This is a genomic window from Mesorhizobium sp. WSM3866, assembly GCF_002294795.1.
In the GTDB taxonomy this organism is placed as follows: Bacteria; Pseudomonadota; Alphaproteobacteria; order Rhizobiales; family Rhizobiaceae; genus Mesorhizobium.
This window is the reverse complement of record NZ_NSGC01000001.1, coordinates 1-21643: the sequence shown is the minus strand read 5'-3', so window position 1 is coordinate 21643 and position 21643 is coordinate 1. Positions and strand designations below refer to the sequence as shown.

General features: G+C 62.4%; 19 protein-coding genes, 1 tRNA gene and 2 pseudogenes. 12 read left to right on the top strand and 10 right to left on the bottom strand.

Annotation, left to right across the window (positions count from 1 at the left end):
* Positions 1-16 precede the first annotated feature (16 nt).
* Genes CK222_RS00110 through CK222_RS00100 form a run of 3 tightly spaced genes read left to right on the top strand, consistent with a single transcriptional unit; the run spans position 17 to position 1639 of the window.
* Positions 17-613, top strand: coding sequence for an NADPH-dependent FMN reductase (locus CK222_RS00110; protein ID WP_067323746.1), 597 nt, complete (start codon positions 17-19; stop codon positions 611-613).
* The gene (gene pyrF, locus CK222_RS00105) at positions 613-1314 is read left to right on the top strand and encodes an orotidine-5'-phosphate decarboxylase (RefSeq protein WP_095799003.1); all 702 of its coding nucleotides are present in this window, start codon (positions 613-615) and stop codon (positions 1312-1314) included. The genes CK222_RS00110 and pyrF overlap by 1 nt, the downstream gene beginning before the upstream one ends.
* A gap of 37 nt (positions 1315-1351) precedes the next feature.
* Positions 1352-1639 carry a DUF1330 domain-containing protein gene (locus CK222_RS00100; RefSeq protein WP_067324640.1) on the top strand — a complete coding sequence of 96 codons (288 nt, stop codon included), beginning with the start codon at positions 1352-1354 and terminating at the stop codon, positions 1637-1639.
* Between the two features lie 124 nt (positions 1640-1763).
* On the opposite strand, the gene CK222_RS00095 is transcribed toward CK222_RS00100, so the two are convergent.
* The 6 genes from CK222_RS00095 to CK222_RS00070 form a co-directional block, all read right to left on the bottom strand.
* Positions 1764-2822 (bottom strand): D-alanine:D-lactate ligase-like protein, encoded by a 1059-nt coding sequence (locus tag CK222_RS00095; RefSeq protein WP_095799002.1) that lies wholly within the window; start codon positions 2820-2822, stop codon positions 1764-1766.
* Positions 2823-2916: 94 nt separating this feature from the next.
* The gene (locus tag CK222_RS00090) at positions 2917-3789 is read right to left on the bottom strand and encodes an SMP-30/gluconolactonase/LRE family protein (protein ID WP_176477539.1); all 873 of its coding nucleotides are present in this window, start codon (positions 3787-3789) and stop codon (positions 2917-2919) included.
* A complete protein-coding gene (locus tag CK222_RS00085; protein WP_095799000.1) occupies positions 3789-4427 on the bottom strand; it encodes a 2-dehydro-3-deoxy-6-phosphogalactonate aldolase in 639 nt (212 codons plus the stop codon). The genes CK222_RS00090 and CK222_RS00085 overlap by 1 nt, the downstream gene beginning before the upstream one ends.
* Positions 4424-5359 (bottom strand): 2-dehydro-3-deoxygalactonokinase, encoded by a 936-nt coding sequence (locus CK222_RS00080; RefSeq protein ID WP_095798999.1) that lies wholly within the window; start codon positions 5357-5359, stop codon positions 4424-4426. Before CK222_RS00080 ends, CK222_RS00085 begins: the two co-directional genes overlap by 4 nt.
* Positions 5356-6123 carry an SDR family oxidoreductase gene (locus CK222_RS00075; protein WP_095799432.1) on the bottom strand — a complete coding sequence of 256 codons (768 nt, stop codon included), beginning with the start codon at positions 6121-6123 and terminating at the stop codon, positions 5356-5358. Before CK222_RS00075 ends, CK222_RS00080 begins: the two co-directional genes overlap by 4 nt.
* 153 nt (positions 6124-6276) lie before the next feature.
* Positions 6277-7626, bottom strand: coding sequence for an EAL domain-containing protein (locus CK222_RS00070; RefSeq protein ID WP_095799431.1), 1350 nt, complete (start codon positions 7624-7626; stop codon positions 6277-6279).
* A gap of 254 nt (positions 7627-7880) precedes the next feature.
* Here CK222_RS00070 and CK222_RS00065 point away from each other — a divergent pair, with 254 nt between their 5' ends.
* The 4 genes and pseudogenes from CK222_RS00065 to CK222_RS00050 all read left to right on the top strand — a co-directional run.
* Positions 7881-8891, top strand: coding sequence for a glycosyltransferase (locus CK222_RS00065; RefSeq protein ID WP_095799430.1), 1011 nt, complete (start codon positions 7881-7883; stop codon positions 8889-8891).
* Positions 8891-9265, top strand: coding sequence for a GtrA family protein (locus tag CK222_RS00060; RefSeq protein WP_067323734.1), 375 nt, complete (start codon positions 8891-8893; stop codon positions 9263-9265). The genes CK222_RS00065 and CK222_RS00060 overlap by 1 nt, the downstream gene beginning before the upstream one ends.
* A gap of 67 nt (positions 9266-9332) precedes the next feature.
* Positions 9333-10274 carry a glutathione synthase gene (gene gshB, locus CK222_RS00055; protein ID WP_095798998.1) on the top strand — a complete coding sequence of 314 codons (942 nt, stop codon included), beginning with the start codon at positions 9333-9335 and terminating at the stop codon, positions 10272-10274.
* 146 nt (positions 10275-10420) lie between these two features.
* Positions 10421-11062: pseudogene (locus tag CK222_RS00050) on the top strand (magnesium chelatase domain-containing protein); the annotation flags it as partial.
* A 198-nt stretch (positions 11063-11260) separates the two neighbouring features.
* Here the strand turns inward: CK222_RS00050 and CK222_RS00045 are convergent.
* Positions 11261-11629 carry a hypothetical protein gene (locus tag CK222_RS00045; protein ID WP_095798997.1) on the bottom strand — a complete coding sequence of 123 codons (369 nt, stop codon included), beginning with the start codon at positions 11627-11629 and terminating at the stop codon, positions 11261-11263.
* Between the two features lie 63 nt (positions 11630-11692).
* Between CK222_RS00045 and CK222_RS00040 the strand changes: the two genes are divergently transcribed.
* From CK222_RS00040 to CK222_RS00030, 3 genes are read left to right on the top strand one after another with little or no spacing between them, the layout of a single operon-like run.
* The gene (locus tag CK222_RS00040) at positions 11693-13270 is read left to right on the top strand and encodes a recombinase family protein (protein WP_095798996.1); all 1578 of its coding nucleotides are present in this window, start codon (positions 11693-11695) and stop codon (positions 13268-13270) included.
* Positions 13270-14163 carry a plasmid partitioning protein RepB C-terminal domain-containing protein gene (locus tag CK222_RS00035; protein ID WP_095798995.1) on the top strand — a complete coding sequence of 298 codons (894 nt, stop codon included), beginning with the start codon at positions 13270-13272 and terminating at the stop codon, positions 14161-14163. The genes CK222_RS00040 and CK222_RS00035 overlap by 1 nt, the downstream gene beginning before the upstream one ends.
* Positions 14160-15050 (top strand): plasmid partitioning protein RepB C-terminal domain-containing protein, encoded by an 891-nt coding sequence (locus CK222_RS00030; RefSeq protein WP_095798994.1) that lies wholly within the window; start codon positions 14160-14162, stop codon positions 15048-15050. The genes CK222_RS00035 and CK222_RS00030 overlap by 4 nt, the downstream gene beginning before the upstream one ends.
* A gap of 205 nt (positions 15051-15255) precedes the next feature.
* Here CK222_RS00030 and CK222_RS00025 read toward each other — a convergent pair.
* Positions 15256-15331, bottom strand: a tRNA-Ile gene (locus CK222_RS00025).
* Between the two features lie 124 nt (positions 15332-15455).
* Positions 15456-16577 (bottom strand): hypothetical protein, encoded by a 1122-nt coding sequence (locus CK222_RS00020; protein WP_095798993.1) that lies wholly within the window; start codon positions 16575-16577, stop codon positions 15456-15458.
* Positions 16578-17283: 706 nt separating this feature from the next.
* On the opposite strand from CK222_RS00020, the gene CK222_RS00015 reads away from it, so the two are divergent.
* Both CK222_RS00015 and CK222_RS00010 read left to right on the top strand, forming a co-directional pair.
* Entirely contained in the window at positions 17284-18219 is a 936-nt protein-coding gene (locus tag CK222_RS00015) for a hypothetical protein (protein ID WP_141247026.1), read from the top strand.
* 52 nt (positions 18220-18271) lie between these two features.
* Positions 18272-19189: pseudogene (locus CK222_RS00010) on the top strand (ATP-binding protein); the annotation flags it as partial.
* Between the two features lie 23 nt (positions 19190-19212).
* Here CK222_RS00010 and CK222_RS00005 read toward each other — a convergent pair.
* Positions 19213-21387 carry a malate synthase G gene (locus tag CK222_RS00005; protein WP_095798991.1) on the bottom strand — a complete coding sequence of 725 codons (2175 nt, stop codon included), beginning with the start codon at positions 21385-21387 and terminating at the stop codon, positions 19213-19215.
* Between the last annotated feature and the right edge of the window lie 256 nt (positions 21388-21643).

Below are 21643 nucleotides of genomic sequence, written 5' to 3'. Positions count from 1 at the left end.
GTTCGACAGGTGGCCGATGGCAGTAATCCCAAGAATCCTCGTTTTCGCAGGCTCGATCCGCACCGGCGCTTTCAGCGGCCGGACGGCCGATGTCGCGCAAAAGGAACTCGCCATGCAGGGTGCGGAGGTGACCCGCATTTCGCTCGGCGACTATCCGCTGCCGATCATGGACGAGGATCTTGAGAAGGACAAAGGCATTCCCGAGAATGCCGTGAAGCTCGGCCATCAGATATCCGCCCATGACGGGCTGCTGATCGCGACGCCTGAATACAACGGCTCGATCCCGCCGCTCTTGAAGAATTCGATCGACTGGGTGAGCCGGCTCCGGCGCGACGGCAGCCGCTCGTTCAGGCCGCTTTACGGCAAGCCCGTCGCGCTCTGCTCCTCCTCCGAGGGCAAGTTTGCCGGCATACGCTGCATCAACCATCTGCGCGCGGTGCTGGTGCGCTGCCAGATGGAAGTGATCACGCCGGAATGCTCGGTTTCCGGCGCCGATGAAGCCTTCGCCGAGGACGGACAATTCCGCGACGCCAGACTGCACCAATCGATGGAGCGCCTATGCCGTACACTGATCGAAACCTCGCGCATGCTGTCCGTGAGGATCGAGGTCTGATGCATCCGGTCGAGACCATGCGCGACAGGCTGATCGTCGGCCTCGACGTGCCGACGCTGAAGGAAGCCGAAAAGACGGTGCGCGCGCTCGAAGGCAGCGTCTCTTTCTACAAGATCGGCTATCAGCTCGCCTTCGCCGGCGGGCTCGATTTCGCGCGCGAGCTCGCCAGCGGCGGCACCAAGGTCTTCCTCGACATGAAGCTGCTCGACATCGACAACACGGTGGCCAAGGGGGTCGAGAATATCGTCAGGATGGGGGTCTCGATGCTGACACTGCATGCCTATCCCAAGGCTATGCAGGCGGCGGTGGAAGCAGCCAAAGGCAGCGATCTCTGCCTGCTCGCGGTGACCGTGCTGACCTCGATGGACGAGCAGGACATGATCGATGCCGGCTATGAACACGATCCGCACACGCTGGTGCTGAGGCGCGCCGAACAGGCGCTGCATGCCGGCATGGGCGGCATCGTCTGCTCGGCCGAGGAGGCCGAAGCCGTGCGCCGGATCGTCGGTCCCGACATGGCCGTGGTCACGCCGGGTATACGGCCGAGCGGCAGCGACCATGGCGACCAGAAGCGTGTGGTGACGCCGGCGCAGGCGATCCGCAACGGCTCCAGCCACCTTGTCGTCGGCCGGCCGATCGTCAAGGCGCCGGATCGGCGGGCGGCGGCCGAGGCTATCTTGGCCGAAATGTGCTCGGCATAAGGCCGATCCGGTTTGCGAACCGAAACAGGAGAAAATGATGCCAAAGGGATATTGGGTTGCCCGCGTCGATGTGCGCGACCCGGAAGGCTACAAGGACTATGTCGCCGCCGCCAAACCGGCTTTCGAGCGCTTCGGCGCGAAATTCCTGGCGCGCGGCGGCGAGCATGAGAAGGCCGAGGGGCCCGGCCGCGCGCGCAATGTGATCATCGAGTTCGATTCGCTTGCCGCCGCACATGACTGCTACCACTCGCCGGAATATCAGCGCGCCGTCGCCATTCGCCAGAAAGTGGCCGACGGCGAGATCGTGCTGGTCGAGGGCGTTTGATCGTCTGAATCGTTCTGCCTTGACATCGTCAAGGAAGGCGGTGGCGCAGAATAGAGATTTGCAGCGATCCTTCGCCGGCGTCTCAAAGCCGCTCCGCAGCCGCAGGCCGGTGCAATCCCTAAGCTTATGCCCTCAGCCGGCTGGTCGCCGTCTCCGCCATCGCATCCGCCAGGCTCATGCTCCATTGCCTGCGGCAATAGTCGCGGAAATCGAAGCAGGGCAGGCCGGGACAGACTTCGAACTCGATGAGATGGACGGTGTCGTCGGCTTCGACCCTGAAGTCGACCGAGAAGACGTCCTTCAGGCCAAGCCCGGCGATCAGCTCCTGCGCGATGGCGCGGATAGCGCGATCGGCCGCCGGCTGGCGGGCGGCGACCTGCTCGAGCTCCGGCTCGGCATAGGTGCCTGCGTCCCTGGCGGCCTGGCCGCTATCGCCGTAGAGCGCCATGGAGTCGGCCATGGTCTGGAAGTCGCCGCCGGACTCGACGAAGGCGATGCCGAGCGCCTCGACGCCGGTATCCGGCCTCATACCGAGGAAGCTTGCCCGCACATTGCGGCCGGCGACATAAGGCTGGACGACGACATCGTCGCGATAATGGTCAAAGACACGCCGGCTGAGCTCCTGTGCATGACCAAGTTCGGTGATGCGCGAATCCGGCCAGATCCCGATCTTGGCGCCGAGCCGGTTGGGTTTGACGAACCAGCCGGCGGGCGAGGACGGTGGCTCGACCAGCCATTTCCCATTGCGGGCCAGCCCGGCCGGCGGCACCGGCAGGCCAAGCGCGCCGAGCACGGCGCCGGAGCGGAACTTGTCCTGGCAGAGCGCGAACAGCGAATCGTGGGCGCCGATCGTCTTCAGTCCGTTCAGCCTTGCCAGCGCAGGCGAAGCGCCGCCGCGGAAATAGGCGATGCCGTCGGTCAGCGTCCAGACCAGGGTTTTGACGGGATCGGCATTCGCCAAGACGGTCGCGGCGTCGTCCAGCTCGACGGCCATCAAGGTGAGGCCGCGCGTTTCGCAAGCGGCGGCGAGCTGGCCGAATTCGGGCGCGAGGTCGGTCGACTGCGCCAGATAGGACGAGATCTCGGTTGCGCGTTCCGTCGGGTAGCCGTCGGCGACCAGCCGGTCGAAGCAAGCCTTCTCCGGCTCGTGGACAAGGATCAGCGTCGGGCCGTTGCTCGGCATGGAAGCTCCCAGAAGAGTCAGGTGCTACCATCGCATGGCGGTTGCAATCGGCTTTCAGGAAACCGACCTGAGCGAGCGATAATGCGCAAGCCGCTCAGGCGATCAGCACGCGCGGCTCGAAGCGGCCCCGGACCGGAATGTCGAGCAGGAAGGTCATGCCGGCCTGAGGATCGAGCTTGCGCTGCTTGTCGTCCTTGCCTTTCCAGGCCGATGTCACCGCAAGGCGGTCGGCGTTCGGCCCGACAAAGGCGGGGCAGGAAGGCTGCGTTACCGGCATCGGGATTTCGCGCAGCAGCATGCCGTCCGGCGAATACGCCTTCACCGCCTTGCCGCCCCAGACGGCGTTCCACAGCACCCCGTCGCGGTCGACGACCGAGCCGTCGACATAGCCTCTTTGCGAACGATGATCGACGAAGACGTTCGGCTCGCCCGTCGGCAGGCCGGTCGCCGGATCGCAAGCGACGCGCATCAGAAGCCCGGTCGCGGTGTCGGTGTAGTAGGCGATCGTCCCGTCGTCGGAAAAGCAGATCGAGTTGGACACGGTAATGTCGGAGAACAGCCGGCGAAGCTCGCCCTTGAAGAACCAGTAGATCGCGCCGGCGCCCTTGCCCTCGTCCTTGCCCATCGTGCCGGTCCACAACGCGCCGCAGGGATGGACGCGGGAATCGTTGGAGCGGGTCAGCGGATTGTCGGCTTCTATCGGCGTGTGCAGCGTTAACTTGCCGGTTGCCACATCGCGGACCTGCAGGCCAATCTCGGTGGCGATCAGCTGGCGGGCATCGTCGATGACGGCGATGGCGCTGGCCATCACGCCGAGATCATGGATTTTCAGCGCGCCGTCGAGCGGCTTTTCCAGAAGCTTGCCATTGACGATGTCGAACCAGAACAGTGTCTCGGTGCCGGGATCGTAGCTCGGTCCCTCCCCCAACTGGCAAATGTGATCGCTGAAGACCGAAACGCTGTCCATCAAATCCCTCCGAAGGCTTCGTCCCAGGCCGCGACCGCGGCACGGGCGCGCTCAGCCACTTCATCGACGCTGGCGCCTGGCTTATAAAGGCTCGACCCCAAGCCGAAGACGCTGACGCCGACGGCTTTGTAGCCGGCAAAATCCTTGTCCGAAACGCCGCCGACTGCGCCGATCAGCGCCGTTGCCGGCAGCACGGCGCGGATCGCCGAAATGCCGCCGGCGCCGAGCACGCTTGCCGGGAAGAATTTAAGCGCCGAAGCACCGAGCCTGATCGCCTGGAAGGCCTCGGTGGGCGTGAACACGCCCGGCATCGTCACCATGCCATACTTCATGGCGCGGCCCATGACATCGGCATCGATGTTGGGGCTGACCAGCAGCCGGCCGCCGGCCTTATGCAAGGCATTGACATCGGCCGCCGTCAGCACCGTGCCGGCGCCGACCAGCGCGGTTTCGGGGAGGACTTCCGCGATCCTGGTGATCGACGAAAACGGTTCCGGCGAATTGAGCGGCACCTCGATCGCCTCGATGCCAGCGTCGAAGACCGCCTGGCCTATTGAGATCGCCTCGGTCGGCTTGAGGCCACGCAGGATGGCGACCAGCCCGCGTTTCAATTTCGGAAAGGGTGCTGTCTGCGTCACGCGTCGCCTCCGATCATGCGGTTCTCGCGCGCGGCTTCGACAAGACCGGCGCGCACCGCTTCATCCGCATCGACGATCCGAAAAGCAAGACCGGCGAAGCCAAGAGCGGCGCCATAGAGCGAAGCCAGCGCGCCGGAAGCGATCAGCACGACGGGCGCTCCACTGATGCCGTAGCGCCGCTTCGCCGAAGCGATCTCGCCGCCGATCAACAGCCCGGACAGGCACGCCGCCGCCTCGTCGGATTTCAAATCTTGCAGCAGCCCGGCGGCGCGGATCGCAAACAGCTTTGAGGTAACGTCGCCGCCTTCGCCCAGCGCCCGCTCGCACCACTGACGGAAGAACGGACCATCCGCCGTGACTGGTGCCGGATGTTCGCCCAGCGAATGTTTCAGGATCGAATGCGCGGCCAATACCGAAAACAACTCGCCGGTCGGCCAGGTGCCGAAGCCGGCGACCGCGCCGTCCTCGGCCACGACCCATTTGGAATGGGTGCCCGGCATGCAGACGATGTGGCGCCCCGTTGGCGGCAGACTCGCGCCGGCAAGCTGCGTTTCCTCGCCGCGCATGACATCCGGCGCGTCGGCGAGGCGCTGGGCGAGGCCGGGCACGATACGGATGTCGCGGCGCTCGCCTTCGATGCGGGCGGCGCCTGCCAAGATGGCGCCGATCGGGGCAGGCACGGTGACGTATGGCGCCTCGATCCAGCCCTGGCGGGAACCCGCCATGCCGCAGATGATGACCGGCAGGGACTCCGGCGCGCCCATGGCGGCGAGATGGCCTTCCAGCACCGTCGCAAAACCCTTTTCGCGCGCGGTGATCAGGCCGTCGTCGCCGCGCCGCTCGGCGAGCACCTGACCCGCGCCGTCAAGCAGCCAGGCCCTGAGCCTGGTCGTGCCCCAGTCGAGGGCGGCGACCGCAGGCGCGCCGCTCACAGCACGCCTCCGTCGACGATCAGCATTTGCGCGGTCAGCATGCGCGAGGCGTCCGACGCCAGGAACAGCACCGTACCGACAATGTCGTCGGGCTGCATGGGCTGCTTGATGCATTGCTTGGCGACATGGGCGTCAAGCGCCTGCTCGGTGACCCAAAGCTCGCGCTGGCGTTCGGTGATCACCCAGCCGGGCGCAACCGCGTTGACGCGGATGCCGTCGGCGCCGAGCTTGCCGGCAAGACCTTTGGTGAGGCCGAGGATACCGGCCTTGGCGGCGGTATAAGCCGGCAGGTCGGGATGGTTGATGAGGTAGGACGTGGAGCTGAAATTGATGATCGAGCCGCGGCCGGCGCGCTTCATGCCCGGCGCCACCGCCTGGGCGGTGAAGAAATGCGGCCGCAGGTTGATGGCCAGGTTGTTGTCCCAGAACTCGACCGTGACATCCTTCACCTCATGGCGATCGTCGAGCGCGGCGTTGTTGACCAGCGCCGTGACATCGCCATGCGCTTTCGCCGCCTTCGCTGCCGCGGCGCGCAGCGCCTCGACGTCGCGCAGATCGGTCTTGAGATAGAGCGGACGCCGGCCAAGCTCCCTTTCCAGACGGTCGGCCAGCGCCGTGCTGGGCTTGTCGGCGATGTCGATGAAGGCGACCTTGGCGCCTTGCCGCATGAAGCCCTCGGTCAGCGCCGCGCCGATGCCGGAACCGCCGCCGGTGATCAACACCGAGGCGCCGTCGAGGTCGGCGAAACGCGCCGATGGCATCATGATTTCTGTCTCCCTTTGGCCGGCGCGCATCCTAGCCATGCCGGCCCCGGGAGCAAGGGTGAAAAGGCGATTTCGGCGGCAATATGTCTGACAAAATAGCAGCCGCGCTTCCGTGAGGCGCAGACGGGTCGGCTTGGATCGCAGGTTGGTCGATCAGATCGCCTTGGCGCGCAGCGCGCCGCGATAGGAATCGCGCAGATAGCCAAGCGTGGCGTCGGCATCGACGGGCTTGCCGAACAGATACCCCTGGCCACCCGCGCAGCCGAACTGGACGAGGCGGTCGGCCTGCGCTTCCTCCTCGATGCCTTCGGCCACAACGTCCATGCCGAGTCCTTCGCACATGGCGAGAATGGCACGGATGATGTGTTCCGAGGGGCGGTCTTCGAGGATCGAGGAAACGAAGGCGCGATCGATCTTCAGCTTGTCGAAATGGAATTCGCGCAGGCGTCCGAGCGACGACTGGCCGGTGCCGAAATCGTCGAGCGAGACGCGGATGCCGACGCGGCGCAGATCCTCGACGATCTTCTCGGCCGAAGCCGGGTCGGTCATCAGGCCGGTTTCGGTGATCTCGATCTCCAGCCGGCGCGGATCGAAGCCGGTGCGGTCGAGGATCGCCAGAATATGCAGGCCGGTGTTCTGATCGACAAGCTGCGAGGGCGACAGGTTGAAGGACAAAAACAGGTCCTTCGGCCAGTTGCGAGCCGCCTCGGTCGCCTTGCGCAGCACCAGCTGCGACAGCGGGCCGATGATGCCGCGCTCCTCGGCGATGGGAATGAACACGCTCGGCGGCACCATGCCGAGATCGCGATCGGTCCAGCGAGCCAGCGTCTCGAAGCCGATGGTGCGGCGACTGGTGAGGTCGACGATCGGCTGGAAATGCGGCTCGACCTCGCCGGCCGAGACGGCGCGGCGCAGCGCCTGCTCGATGCGGGTGACGCGCTTGGCGGCCTGCTCCATCTCGCGGGTGTAGACGACGACGCGGCCGCGGCCCGAGCGCTTGGCGTGGTAGAGCGCGGTCTCGGCCTTGTTGATCAGGATCTCTGTGGTCTCGTCGCCGGAATAAAACAGCGAGCAGCCGACCGAAGCCGACAATCTGGCGGTGCGCTCGCCGACATCATAGGGTGCCGACAGGATCTCGATCAGCATGCGCGACTTCTCGGCCGCCTGCTCCTCGCTGAACACCATCGGGTAGAGGAAGGCGAACTCGTCGGCGCCGATGCGACAGACGGTGGAATAGCCATCCATCGAGGCACGCAAGCGCATAGCCACCTGGATCAGGATGTCGTCGCCGGCCTTGTGGCCGAACAGGTCGTTGATCGGCTTGAAGCCGTCGAGGTCGAGGATGCCGACGGTGAATGGCGCGGGATCGTCGGCGCGATCGCTGATCAGGCGATCGACCTTGTCGTAAAAGCGACGATGGTTGCCAAGTCCGGTCAGCGGATCGGTGAAGGCCAGATCCGCGTTTTCCCTGCCTGGCTGCCCGGTGCCAAACGTCGTTTGCATCATGTCCCTGTTCTGACGGGGGAATTTGTAACCAGACTGGCAGCAAAGCGTTTAGGAAAGGTATCGGAAAATCGATTTTCTGAAGATCGCGAAAATGGGCCTTGGCGCCATGCCTGGCGGTCCAGGGTCTTTGGCGATGGAGGCTTAAACCGGGCATTAACAGCTTCAATAAATAGTATAGCGGCCCGGAGACGCCGGCATTGGGACCGGCATTGGCGCGGCTGGTCGGCTGGGCCCGGGCACCGGAGATAGGCATGCCGCACGAGGTCCGCAACGAGCCGGCGATCGCCGTGCTCCTGCCCTGCTACAATGAGGAGCTGACGATCGGTGAGGTCGTGCGGCGCTTCCGCGAGACGCTGTCCTCCGCGACGGTCTATGTCTACGACAACAATTCGAAGGACCTGACCGCGCTCAGGGCCCGCGCGGCCGGCGCGGTCGTCGTGCGCGAACCGCGCCAGGGCAAGGGCAATGTCGTGCGCCGCATGTTCGCCGACATCGACGCCGACATCTATGTGATGGCGGACGGCGACGGCACCTACGCGCCGGAAGATGCGCCGGAGCTGATCAACACACTCTTGACCGAGCGCTCGGACATGGTGGTGGGCACCCGGCGGGGCGTCACCGACGACGCCGGCCGCTCCGGCCACGCCTTCGGCAACCGCATCTTCAACCGGCTCTACAAGGGCCTGTTCGGCGCCGATTTCACCGATATCTTTTCCGGCTACCGGGTCTTTTCGCGGCGCTTCGTCAAGAGCTTCCCGGCGGTTTCCGGCGGCTTCGAGATCGAGACCGAGGTGTCGGTCCATGCCTCGCAGCTCAAGCTGCCGGTGAACGAGATGGCGCTCGACTACGGCCGCCGCCCGGAAGGCTCATCGTCGAAGCTGTCGACTTTCCGCGACGGCGCCAGGATCCTGTGGATGTTCGCCATGTTGGTGAAGGAGACGCAGCCGCTGCGTTTCTTCGGCACGTTTGCCCTGTTCTTCCTGGCGGCCAGCATCGGGCTGATGATCCCGGTGCTGATCGAGTTCGCCGAGACAGGACTTGTTCCGCGCATGCCGACCTGGGTGCTGTCGGTTGGCCTGCTCCTCTTGTCCATGCTGGCGATGGTCACCGGGCTGATCCTCGATTCGGTGTCGCGCGGCCGGGCCGAACAGAAGCGCATCTTCTATCTTTCCATCCCTGCCGGCCGTATCGAGCGACGCGCGGGCTTCAACGGCGAGGCCTCCCCGAAGAGGGAGCCGGGCAAGGCCTCGCGAGCCGCCTGATGGTCCGGCTTGCCCGCTTCGTGCTTGCCGGCGGCATCGGCTTCGTTGCCGATGCGGCCGCGCTCTGGCTGCTGCTTTCCGTCACGCCGCTCGGACCGCTGGCGGCGCGCGTGCTGTCGATCGGCTTCGCGCTCACCGTCACCTGGCAGATCAACCGGCATCTGACCTTTGCGCCGTCGAGCCGAGGCATCGCGCAGGAAGGCGCGCGTTACGGAGGCGTCGGCGTCGCCACCAGCATCGTCAATTATCTCGTCTATTGTGCCCTTCTGTTCGCGCTGCCCTCCCTGCCGCCGCTGGCGGCGCTGACGGTCGCCTCGCTGGTCGCGATGGCGCTGTCCTTCGTCGGCTATTCCCGGCTGGTCTTCGACCGATAATCTCTGGCCGATTGGCAGAAGCCGCCGATTTCCCTATATCGGCGGCAGAGATTGCCGGAGACCCGAGATGCCGTTGAAAATCGCCGTCCAGATGGACCATGTCTCGACGGTGTCGATCGCCGGCGACACCACGTTCGCGCTGTCGCTGGAAGCGCAGCGGCGCGGCCACCAGCTTTTCCACTACACACCCGACCGGCTGTCGATGCGGGGCGGCAAGGTGTTCGCGCGCGCCGAGGAGATGCAGGTGCGCGACGAGAAGGGCAGCCATTATTCGCTGGGCGAGCCGGTGCGCACCGATCTGTCGGAGATGGACGTGGTGCTGCTCAGGCAGGACCCGCCCTTCGACATGAACTACATCACCACCACCCACATTTTGGAACGCATCCATCCGAAGACGCTGGTGGTCAACGACCCGGCCTGGGTGCGCAACAGCCCGGAAAAGATCTTCGTCACCGAATTCCCGGACCTAATGCCGGAGACGCTGATCACCAAGGACCCCCAGGAGGTGGCCGCCTTCCGCAAGGAGTTCGGCGACATCATCGTCAAGCCGCTCTACGGCAATGGCGGGGCGGGCATCTTCCATCTGCACGAGGCCGACCGCAACCTCGCCTCGCTGCTCGAAATGTTCGGCCAACTGTTCCGCGAGCCCTATATCGTGCAGCGCTACCTCAAGGACGTGCGCAAGGGCGACAAGCGCATCATCCTGATCGACGGCGAGCCGGTGGGCGCCATCAACCGCGTGCCGGCCGAGCACGATTCGCGCTCCAACATGCATGTCGGCGGCCGCGCCGAGAAGACCGAGCTGACGGAGCGCGAACGCGAGATCTGTGCCCGCATCGGGCCGGCGCTCAGGGAACGCGGCTTCATCCTCGTCGGCATCGATGTCATCGGCGACTACATGACCGAGATCAACGTCACCTCGCCGACCGGCGTGCGCGAGGTGCGGCGCTTCGGCGGCGCGGACATTGCTGCCCTGTTCTGGGACTGCGTCGAAGGGAAGCGGAAGTAGCGCCCCTCAGCTGCCCGGTGGGCGGGACCGTATGTTCCCGTAATGTTCTTGCTTAAGCTGCAAATCTGTGGTTGTCTAACCTGATCCCGCTCGCCGCCTGATCGCAGGACCGGCGAGCGAGCCGGTATCCGGGGGCTTGAGACAAGATGGTAGCGCGGGTTCGCACGGTGGCTTTCCAGGGCATCGAGGCCGTGCCGGTCGATGTCCAGGTGATGATCGCGCCGGGCAAGGTCGGCATGCAGATCGTCGGCCTGCCGGACAAGGCGGTGGCAGAGAGCCGGGAACGCGTGCAGGCCGCGCTTCATGCCTCCGGCCTGTCGATGCCGTCGAAGAAGGTGACGGTGAATCTCGCGCCGGCGGACCTGCCCAAGGAAGGCAGCCACTACGACCTGCCGATCGCGCTCGGATTGATGGCCGCACTCGGCGCCATTCCGGGCGATATGCTGGCCGGCTATGTCGTGCTCGGCGAATTGTCGCTCGACGGCACCATCGCCGCTGTCGCCGGCGCGCTGCCGGCGGCGATCGGCGCCAACGCCGAAGGCAAAGGCCTGATCTGTCCGTTCGCCTGCGGGCCGGAGGCAGCCTGGGCCGGCAAGGATTTCGATATCCTGGCGCCGCGCAGCCTGATCGCCATCGCCAACCATTTTCGCGGCACCCAGGTGCTGTCGCGTCCCGAGGCCGGCATCCAGGTCGCCGCGCGCGATCTGCCGGACCTTGCCGACATCAAGGGCCAGGAAAGCGCCAAGCGGGCGCTGGAAGTGGCGGCGGCGGGCGGCCACAATCTCCTGACATTGTGGCTAATTAAACGGCGAGCGACGTTCGAGGCCAAATCGCCGCCAGGGCACCACCTGCCGATCTGGTTTACGACCGCGATGAGCGGAAACCGGCGCCAGAACTTTAATCGACGTATCAACGCTTCACTGACCACCGCATCGCTGTAGCCCGGGTACCACGATTCTGAGTCATTCGGTTTCCGAGTCAACGGCTCAATCTGATTCGCCTACGGGTGGTTTTAATGAATCGATCACTGCTATCGCCCGCATAAGCGCAGCCTTAGCGGCGCCTAGTTCAACAGACAGTTCAATTTCATCCCGGTCTGCCATCTTTAGCAGGCAGTGCAGCACCGCATCTGAATTTTTCGCAAGCTGTATCAGATGCCAGCCGTCTGGGCCGCGCCCAGCTGAAAGCCAATACTTTGCTGCTCGGCCGCTTGCCCCGGTCCAAAGCATCACCGTCTTCGTTGCTCGCGCACTCGTGCCCAATTCCGAGCGCAAGGCGGTGGCGATCGCGGTGGCGTAGTTGGCTCCGGTTCCGTTTCGAAATTTCGGAACAATTGTGCCCGTCTTCGGAAACATAGTTCGGCCTCCTTCGGGTTAAACTCCTGACCCCCGAGGCCATTGTAAAGCGTCTGCTGACTGATGGTTATCGATTGGAGTCAGGCCGGCACTGGAAGACCGAAGGCAGGTGAACGAGAGCGAACTCGTGCAGCAGCCTATGTTCGGATGTCCACCGAGCACCAAAAATATTCCACTGACAACCAGATGGCGGTAATCCGGCGCTACGCCGACAGCCGCCAATACGAAGTCGTTCGCACCTACACCGACTCCGGAAAGAGCGGCCTGCGATTAGTAGGACGAGATGCTCTTCAGGCGTTGCTACAGGAGGTGGAGAGTGGCCTCGCCGACTACACCGCAATCCTTGTGTATGACGTCAGCCGATGGGGCCGTTTTCAAGATCCCGATGAAGCAGCCGCGATCGAGCTTCGTTGCAAGCATGCGGGCATTGTTGTCCACTACTGCGCCGAGCAGTTTGAGAATGATGGCAGCATCGGGTCATCGATCGTCAAAACTGTGAAACGCGCAATGGCTGGGGAATACAGCCGCGAGTTGTCGGTTAAGGTATTCGCGGGTCAAGCCAATCTCATTCGCCTTGGTTATCGACAAGGGGGAACTCCGGGATTCGGACTGCGCCGTGTGCTCGTTGACCAAACCGGAAATCACAAGATCGAATTGGCTCGGGGCGAGCACAAGAGCATCGCGACCGACCGGGTAATATTGGTGCCGGGTCCTGCCGACGAAGTTGCGCTTGTCCAGCAAATCTACAGGTCCTTTGTCGAGGATGGACTCGGAGAGCGGCAAATTGCTGATATGCTCAACGATCGAGGGGTGATGACCGACCTTGGCAGAGCGTGGACGCGTGGGGCAGTTCATCAGGTCCTGATCAATGAAAAGTACGTCGGCAACAATGTCTGGGGGCGGACTTCTTTCAAGCTGAAGCAGGTTCACAAGAGGAACCCGCCGGAAGCGTGGATTCGCTTTGACGGCGCGTTCGAACCTTTAGTGGCAATCGAAGCTTTTACGGCCGCACGGGCGATCATTGAAGCACGTGCGCTGCGAATGTCCGATGAGACCATGCTCGCCAAGCTGGAGCAGGTGCTGCGGCAGAAGGGGATGCTTACAGGTCTCATCATAGACGAGATTGATGACCTGCCATCTAGTAGCTCGTACGCTTGCCGATTTGGCAGCTTGCTCCGGGCGTATGCGTTAGTGGGGTTCGTTCCGGATCGCGACTATCGTTACCTCGAAATCAATCGTCGGCTGAGGCATCTGCATCCCGAGATCATGAATGACGTTATTCGGGGCATCGCTATGGCAGGGGGCCAGGCTATCCAAGATGCCAGCACCGACCTGCTGTACATAAACAACGAGTTTTCAACCTCGATTGTAATCGTTCGATGTCTCGAGACGGAGGCCGGCGCGCTCCGTTGGAAGGTCAGGCTCGATGCGGCTCTCAATCCCGACCTGACCATCGCGGTGCGGATGCGTCGCGGCAATGACGCGCCGCTCGACTATTACCTGTTGCCGCGCTTGGACATGCATGAGGCGGTGCTCCGCCTGTGCGAGTTCAATGGCCTGTCGCTGGATTGCTACCGGTTCGACAGCCTCTCCCATTTGTATGAGATGTCCGAGCGTAAGCAGATGCTGGAGGTTGCGTGATGAGTGCTGTTCCCGCACAACGTGTTGAGATGATCCCGATCAATCGGATCACCGTAGTCAACCCCAGGGTGCGCAACAAGAAGATGTTCAAGGAGATCATCGGCAACATTGCCGAGATCGGGCTGAAGCGGCCGATCACCGTAACACGAAGGGCCGAAGCCGGCGGACCATCTTACGATCTTGTCTGCGGTCAGGGTCGATTAGAGGCGTTTAGGGCACTTGGGCAGAAAGAAGTGCCTGCGCTTGTCGTCTCGGCCAATCAGGAGGACTGCCTCGTCGCCAGCTTGGTAGAGAATTGCGCTCGGCGCCAGCTTCGCGCCATCGACCTTCTTCAAGACATTGGTGGGATGAAGCAGCGGGGCTATTCTGTGCCCGAGATTGCCCGGAAGACGGGCCTCACGGCCGAATACGTCTACGCCGTTATTCGGCTTCTCGAAAAAGGTGAGCAGCGCCTACTCCGCGCGGTCGAATCCGGCCAGATCCCCTTCAGTGTGGCATTGGAGATTGCGGAGGCCGACGGTGACGAAGTCCAAGCTGCGCTTCAGAACGCCTACGAAGCGAATCTTCTCCGTGGCCGCAAGCTACTCGTGGCGAAGCGGCTGGTTGAGGCACGACGCCACCTCGGAAAGGGACTCAAGGTTCACCAAAGCGCAAAGCGCCCTGCGCCTCTCTCTTCGGATGCGTTGGTCCGCGCCTATCAACAAGACGCTGACCGCAAGAGAGTTTTGATCCGCAGAGCGGAGGCCGCTAAAGGTCGCCTCGTCTTTATTGCCGAAGCCTTGCGGCGACTCGTCACTGACGACGCTTTCATCCGTATGCTTGGTGAAGAGGGCTTGAGCGACCTTCCTGCTCCAATTGCGTCGCGGATACGCAGGGAGGCGAGTTTGGCATGAGGACATTGCGTGGAGCTGCGACCGTCCAGAGGGCGTTCGAAGACGCCAGTCTGCGAATTCCGATTGCCGACATTATGCCATTAAAGAAGCTGACTTTTGCAGTCCTGAAATCGGTCAAGTACGCCCAAATCGCCGCTTCAATAACCGAGATTGGCATCATCGAGCCGCCCGTGGTCGTGCGCGACAAAAGGGATCGCGAGCGATTTCATCTGCTTGATGGCCATGTCCGGATAGACATACTGGCAAAGCGCGGGGACTCTGAAGTCGTTTGCTTGGTGGCCACCGACGATGAGGCGTTCACCTACAACAGGCGCGTGAGCCGGATTGCGATCATTCAAGAGCACAAAATGATCCTAAAAGCGATCGAGAAGGGTGTCCCGGAAGAACGGTTAGCAAAGGCGCTCAATGTCAACATCTCCAGCATTCGCCATAAAAAGGCGTTACTGGACGGCATTTGTCCCGAAGCGGCCGAGCTGATGAAAGACAAGCACGTGCCGATCAACACGATCGGCTTGCTTAAGCAACTTAAACCCGTCCGTCAAATTGAGGCGATCGAACTCATGATCGCCATGAACAGGTTCACTTCCAACTATGCACGCTCGCTCGTTGCCGCCACGCCGGAATCACAACTGATGCGTGGTAAGAAGTCAGTAAAGGGGCTTACCGACGAGCAAATCGCACTGATGGAGAACGAATCTGCCCAACTCGAAAGAGAATTTCGGACGATCGAAAAGGAATATGGCACTGACCATTTGGATCTGGTCCTGGCAATAGGTTATGTGACGCGGCTGCTGAGCAATGCGCGCCTCGTGCGTTATCTTGCCACCCATCACGCTGACGTTCTGTCAGAATTTCAAAAGATCGCTGAACTTCAGAAAGCGGCCTAGCTTCCTGCCCAGCTCCAGCCTGCTAGTCTGAAACCTCAGCAAACAGTCGGCGTATTTCACATTCGCCGGCCTCGGGTTGGAGGCTTCGCTCTCCCGGCGGATGACACATGCTGACATTGTGGCTAATTAAACGGAACGGCCGGAAAGAGTGATCGGCGCCCAACTGGCGGCCGACGTTACTATCCACAAAAGTGGTAGGTCGTTCTGGTGGGCCCGGAGGGATTCGAACCCCCAACCAAGCGGTTATGAGCCGCCGGCTCTAACCATTGAGCTACAGGCCCCACGCGGCTGGATTAGTGTTTTTCGCTCCCCCGCACAAGCCTTTCAGAAAGCGCACAACAATCAGCTCAACCAGTCCACGCGATGGAGCTGACTGCGCCGAAGGATTGAGACATTGCGGCCAAGTCAGTTAATATACTCACCAGGGTCCGCCAAAATGTCCGGTTCGGGAAACAGCATCTGCTGCTCAAGAGCCCGCTCAATGGCAATTGGGGTAGTGCGCTCTTCTAACTCCGCAACGCGCCTGAGTGCCCAATCGACCATCCGGGCAAGCGCTGGCGAGAGATCCGCTGGATTAGGGAGCAATGCTATTGTTCCCTTTAGATGAATTACCTCCAATCTTTCCTTGGCAACGGTTGTGAGGAACGTTTCCCGTGCCCGTTCTCTCTCGACACGTTTGCTTTCCAAATCCTTGCGACGAGCATAAAAGGCGCGCCGCTCTTCGGCCTTTTGGCGCTGTTCATCGATTTCGGACTGCACCATTAAATTGATCTTGATAGAGGACACTATTCCCGCCAGATCGCTCTCAATTTGGATTCCATCCTTGTCGACCCAGTTCTTTTTGATGCCTTCCGATGATCCAAAAATCTGCAGGGCCAGTCGGCCCACGAAAACATTCTCAAAAGAGCGCCAGCTTCCCGCTGGGCTTTTTACCCGCTTCTTTGGACTGCTGATCTCGAAGTGAATCTTCGACGCCCCTCGGATAAACCACATGCTTTCGTCGGTGCTGAGGAACGTTATGCCATCAGGTTCCAATTCGTGCGCGAGGGTATGAAGGAGCGTCAAAACCCTAGGAACACTTTCGCGGTGAATATAAACCCACGGCCGTTTGATGCCGCCTTCGTGGTCGACAGGGGCGCGTCGCATCTCTTGCTCGAATGCAATGACTGATCGGTGGGGACGTGACCCGATCTTTCTAATCTCGACCTTGGTGGCCTTGGGAGGCTGAAACTCCGCTTTCGCCTTCCGCGTCGCTTCAGCCGCAAATGCTGCCTGCGGATGAAGCGTTCGGCTCCATCCAAGAGAAACATGCTCCAGCACGGGATTGTCGATCCTCCAGAGCGGCGTCTTTGTCACCTTTTGACCCGCGTCGATCCGCGCCCAATGCCCGCGCCCCGGGACCGGGATCTGATGGCGCTCGCAGATTTTTGCTAGGCCCCGTTCTGACAGCCCATGCTTCTCCGCCAGGGCGCTAATCGGTTCGGACCAAACCAATTCGTAGAGTTCTTGTCGCGTAAACTGAACCATGTTTGCCTCGCTCGTTGCGAGGTAGCCTAGTCCAATGCCGGAGTAGGTGTCATCATTACCTGGACTAAGCCACGACCACATTAGGCTAGAACCTCAGCAGCGCTCTCCTGGTACCGGGTGATGATGGCCGTAAAGCCGATGGATTTCCGACCTCGGCAAATATCTGGTCTAGCGTCCGCACATTGGCGCTAAGGTCTTGAATGCGAAAGCCGGAAGCAGTGTGACGTACGTGTTGAGCCCGGCGTTCCATGCGGGGCTCAATTGAACATCGGCGAGACCCAATTCTTGGACCTGAGAGACGGCTCCCCGGGATGTCTGCTGTTAGGACGCGGCGCAGCTGGACTTTACGGGCTGACATCACGCGCAAAGCAGGCGTTAAAATCGGAGCCTCATTTCCATGAAATCCGGCGAGCCAGCTATGCTGGCATTGTGGCTAATTAATCCGGGCGCCATCATCGATGCTGGAGAAGGCCGCTGAGGCGAAACTCGCCGCCATCGTTCCGGCCGAAGGTGGCGCTTTTTCGCCGCTCTAACAGATATGGACCTTACGGAACCGTCACGCTAGGCGCGAAAAACTTCGATGCCCAGTCCTAACGCGCGTCCAATCTCGGGCGCTTCTTCGAAAAGCGGGACTATCTAGGAATTGAAGTTTTCTCTGCTATCATGAGGCTGTGCAGTGGGTTTCTTGCGGCGGAGAAGATGCGCCATGAAGAACTTGTCTCGCGTAGTCGGCACAGCACTTCTCTTATGTGTGCTACAATTTCCAATTGCCATACTGACTTCAGCTCGCAGTGCGCAAGAAGCTGGCTGGCTCTATTACGGAAAATACGATCGTAAGGCCGGCGAATGGATCAATCGTTATTTCGCGTCTAATGGCAATGAAGATGCCAAGCCTCGGCCAGGACGTAGTGTTAGAGCCCTCGAAGCGGTCACGGTGAGGTCCAGGCCGATAGCCTTCGTTGAAGGCGAGGGCTGGAAGAATGGCAAGCCAATCGGTGCTGTGCAGGCCGGGGAGTCGGTAATCGTTCAAGAGGTTGTCGTCGTAAACAAAGGTTACTATTGGGTGAGAATCGCCATGTCGGGTAGCGCACCTTCGAATTCCGAATCGGAAGCATCGATCGACGCCACCATCATTGCCAATCGATTTGAAATTGGAACCAAGCGTGGCCCCGAAAATTTCACGCAGTGGTTTGCCGGACTTCGCATCTCAAAAGAAGGCCAGGATATCACGAAAGCGGTGGCTGCGTATTACGGCGTACCTCCGGAAGTTGTCGATCTCTCCACCAACTTGTGGAAGGACCGCGTGAAGTTCAAAGAAAACGGTAATGAAGTAAAGGGCGAGATATTATCGCCTGAGGGTTACACGATTTGCAATGTCGAACGAGACGGAGAAATCAGCATAACTGGAAAGAGTTCCATGTATATGCGGGTTAGCCGAGACCCTGAACCGGACGGGCTACAGACTTACCTCAGCGTTCCTTTTCCCCGCATGTTCCAGGGTAGTGAGTTTGCAGACGTCAGCTTCCTGATTTCGTTTGTGAAAAAGGGCAATCAGTCCAACTTCAATTGCATTGCCACCAACATGGTTGTAGCTGATTGCCCCCAAGGGCCAGATAGCTGCAAGCCACGTCACCCGCAATAACGGTGCGCCAAGCTGCCGATTTTTCGGCGCGCGAAACGCACCGTGCGGCTCAATGGCTTTTGCCGGTGGACGATCCATACTGATGGTCGGACCGCCGGGCTCGGGCAAGTCGATGCTGGCGCAAAGGCTGCCCTCGATCCTGCCGCCGCTGGCGCCGAAGGAGCTGCTCGAAGTCTCGATGATCGCGTCGGTGGCGGGCGAGCTCGGCGAAGGCAAGCTGACAGACCGACGGCCGTTCCGCGCGCCACATCATTCGGCGTCGATGGCGGCGATGGTGGGCGGCGGCTTGCGCGTGCGGCCGGGCGAAGTGTCGCTTGCGCATCACGGCGTGCTGTTCCTCGACGAGTTCCCGGAATTCACGCCGCAGACGTTGGACGCGCTGCGCCAGCCGCTGGAGACCGGCGACTGCGTGATCGCGCGCGCCAACCACCGCGTCACCTATCCGGCGCGCATCCAGCTGGTGGCGGCGATGAACCCGTGCCGCTGCGGCATGTCGGGCGAGCCCGGCTATCGCTGCCTGCGCGGCGAGCGCTGCCGCACCGAATACCAGGCGCGCATTTCCGGCCCGCTGCTCGACCGCATCGACCTCAGGATCGAGGTGCCGGCGGTCTCGGCAAGCGACCTGATCCGGCCGGACAAGGCCGAGACCAGCGCCGCTGTGGCGCAGCGCGTGGCGCGCGCCCGGGCCATGCAGCGCGAGCGGCTGGAAAGGCTGGGTGCGGCGGCCACCACCAACGCGCACTGCCCGCCTTCGGTCATCGAGGCGATCGCCAGGCCCGACGCCGCCGGGCTGACGCTGCTCAAGGACGCCAGCGAAAAGCTCGCCTTCTCGGCGCGAGCCTATCACCGCGTGCTGAAGGTCGCGCGGACGCTCGCCGATCTCGACGCCAGCGAAACCGTCGGCCGCATCCATCTCGCCGAGGCGATCTCCTACCGCATGAGCGCGGAGCGCATGGCGCAGGCGGCGTAAGGTCCCTGGCGAGATTCGCGGCGCTACCCCGCCCGGTCCTTCGCCTTCAGCTCCAGCCTGCGCGCATGCAGCACCGGCTCGGTGTAGCCGTTGGGCTGAACGGTCCCCTTGAATACCAGGTCGCAGGCGGCCTGGAAGGCGATCGACTTGTCGAAATCCGGCGCCATCGGCCGGTAGAACGGATCGCCGACATTCTGGCGATCGACGATCGCCGCCATGCGCTGCAGCGAATCCCGGACCTGGATCTCCGAGCACACCTTGTGGCGCAGCCAGTTGGCGATGTGCTGCGAGGAAATGCGCAGCGTGGCGCGGTCCTCCATCAGGCCGACATCGTTGATATCGGGCACTTTCGAGCAGCCGACGCCCTGATCGATCCAGCGCACGACATAGCCGAGAATGCCTTGCGCGTTGTTGTCGAGCTCGCGCTGGATCTCGTCCGGCGTCCAGTTCGGCCGCACCGCCACGGGCACCGACAGGATGTCGTCGAGCCTGGCCTTCGGCCGGCTCCTCAGCGCCGCCTGCACGGCGTGCACATCCACTTTATGATAGTGCGTGGCGTGCAGCGTCGCCGCGGTCGGCGAGGGCACCCAGGCGGTGTTGGCGCCGGCCTTGGGGTGCGCGATCTTTTGCTCGAGCATCGCCGCCATCAAATCCGGCATCGCCCACATGCCCTTGCCGATCTGGGCGTGGCCGGCGAGGCCGCATTCCAGGCCCGTGTCGACGTTCCACGCCTCATAGGCGGAAATCCAGGCCGCCTGCTTCATGTCGCCCTTGCGGATCATCGGGCCGGCTTCCATCGAGGTGTGGATCTCGTCGCCGGTGCGGTCGAGGAAGCCGGTGTTGATGAAGACGACGCGCTCCCTTGCGGCGCGGATCGCTTCCTTGAGGTTGACGGTGGTCCGCCGCTCCTCGTCCATGATGCCCATCTTGATGGTGTTCTTGGCCATGCCGAGCAGGGCCTCGACGCGATCGAAGATTTCCACTGCGAAGCCGACTTCCTCCGGCCCGTGCATCTTGGGCTTCACCACATACATCGAGCCGGCACGGGAGTTGGCGCGGCGGCCGTTGTCGCCGACATCGTGCAGCGCAATCAGCGCGGTGAGCGCCGCGTCCATGATGCCTTCCGGCACCTCGTTGCCGTCGCGGTCGAGGATCGCCGGATTGGTCATCAGGTGGCCGACATTCCTCACCAGCATCAGCGAGCGTCCGGGCAGCAGCAGCTGGCCGCCATTCGGCGCCGTGTAGCGGCGGTCCGGATTTAGCGTGCGGACAAAGCTCTTGCCGGCCTTGGTGATCTCTTCCGCCAGATCGCCCTTCATCAGCCCGAGCCAGTTGCGATAGACGACGACCTTGTCCTCGGCATCGACGGCGGCGACCGAATCCTCGCAATCCTGAATGGTGGTCAGGGCGGCCTCGAGGACGACGTCGGCAATGCCGGCCGCATCGGTCTTGCCGATCTGACTGGCATGGTCGACGACGATCTCGATATGCAGGCCGTTCTTTACCAGAAGCACGGCTTCCGGCGTGGCGGCGTCGCCACGGTAGCCGACGAACTGCTTCGGGTCGGCAAGCGTGGTGGCGCCGGCGCCTTCGCCGACCTTCAGCGCGCCGTTCGCCACCGAGAGCCCGTTGATGCCGGCCCATTTGCCGGTGGTGAGCGGCACGGACTGGTCGAGGAAGTCCCTGACCCAGGCGATCACCTTGGCGCCGCGCGTGGGATTGAACGTTTTGCCCCTTTCGGCGCCTCCCGTCTCGGGAATGGCGTCGGTGCCGTAGAGCGCGTCATAAAGCGAGCCCCAGCGCGCATTGGCGGCATTGAGCGCATAGCGCGCGTTCATCACCGGCACGACCAGCTGCGGCCCGGCGACGACCGCGATCTCCGGGTCGACGTTTTCGGTCGAGACGCTGAAGGCCGGACCTTCCGGCACCAGATAGCCGATCTCTTCGAGGAAAGTTCTGTACAGCTCCATGTCGACCGGCGCGCCGTTGGCGCGGTACCAGTCGTCCAGCCTCTCCTGCATGGCGTCGCGCTTGGCGAGCAGCGCGCGGTTCTTCGGCGCGAGGTCGTGGACGATCTCTGAAAAGCCGGTCCAGAACTTTTCCGGATCGATGCCGGTGCCGACTGCTGCCTCCTCGGCGACGAAGTCATGGAGCTCCCGGGCAATCTGCAACCCGGCGATCTCGATGCGGTCGGTCATCAGCACGTCTCCAGATGGGTAGGCTTTGCCGGGGCTTTGACATGTTTGGGGTTCAAGGGTCAATTCGGCTTAGGGTGAAGGTGCGGCGCGGTTTCCCTTCTCCCCTTGTGGGAGAAGGTGGATCGGCGCGCAAGCGCCGAGACGGATGAGGGGTGTTCCAGCGGAATGCGGCGCTGGTGTTCCCTGGAGCACCCCTTGTATCTGCGCGGAGGAGACTTTGTGCGAGAAGAGCGACTGAGCCTCGAACCGGACGGCC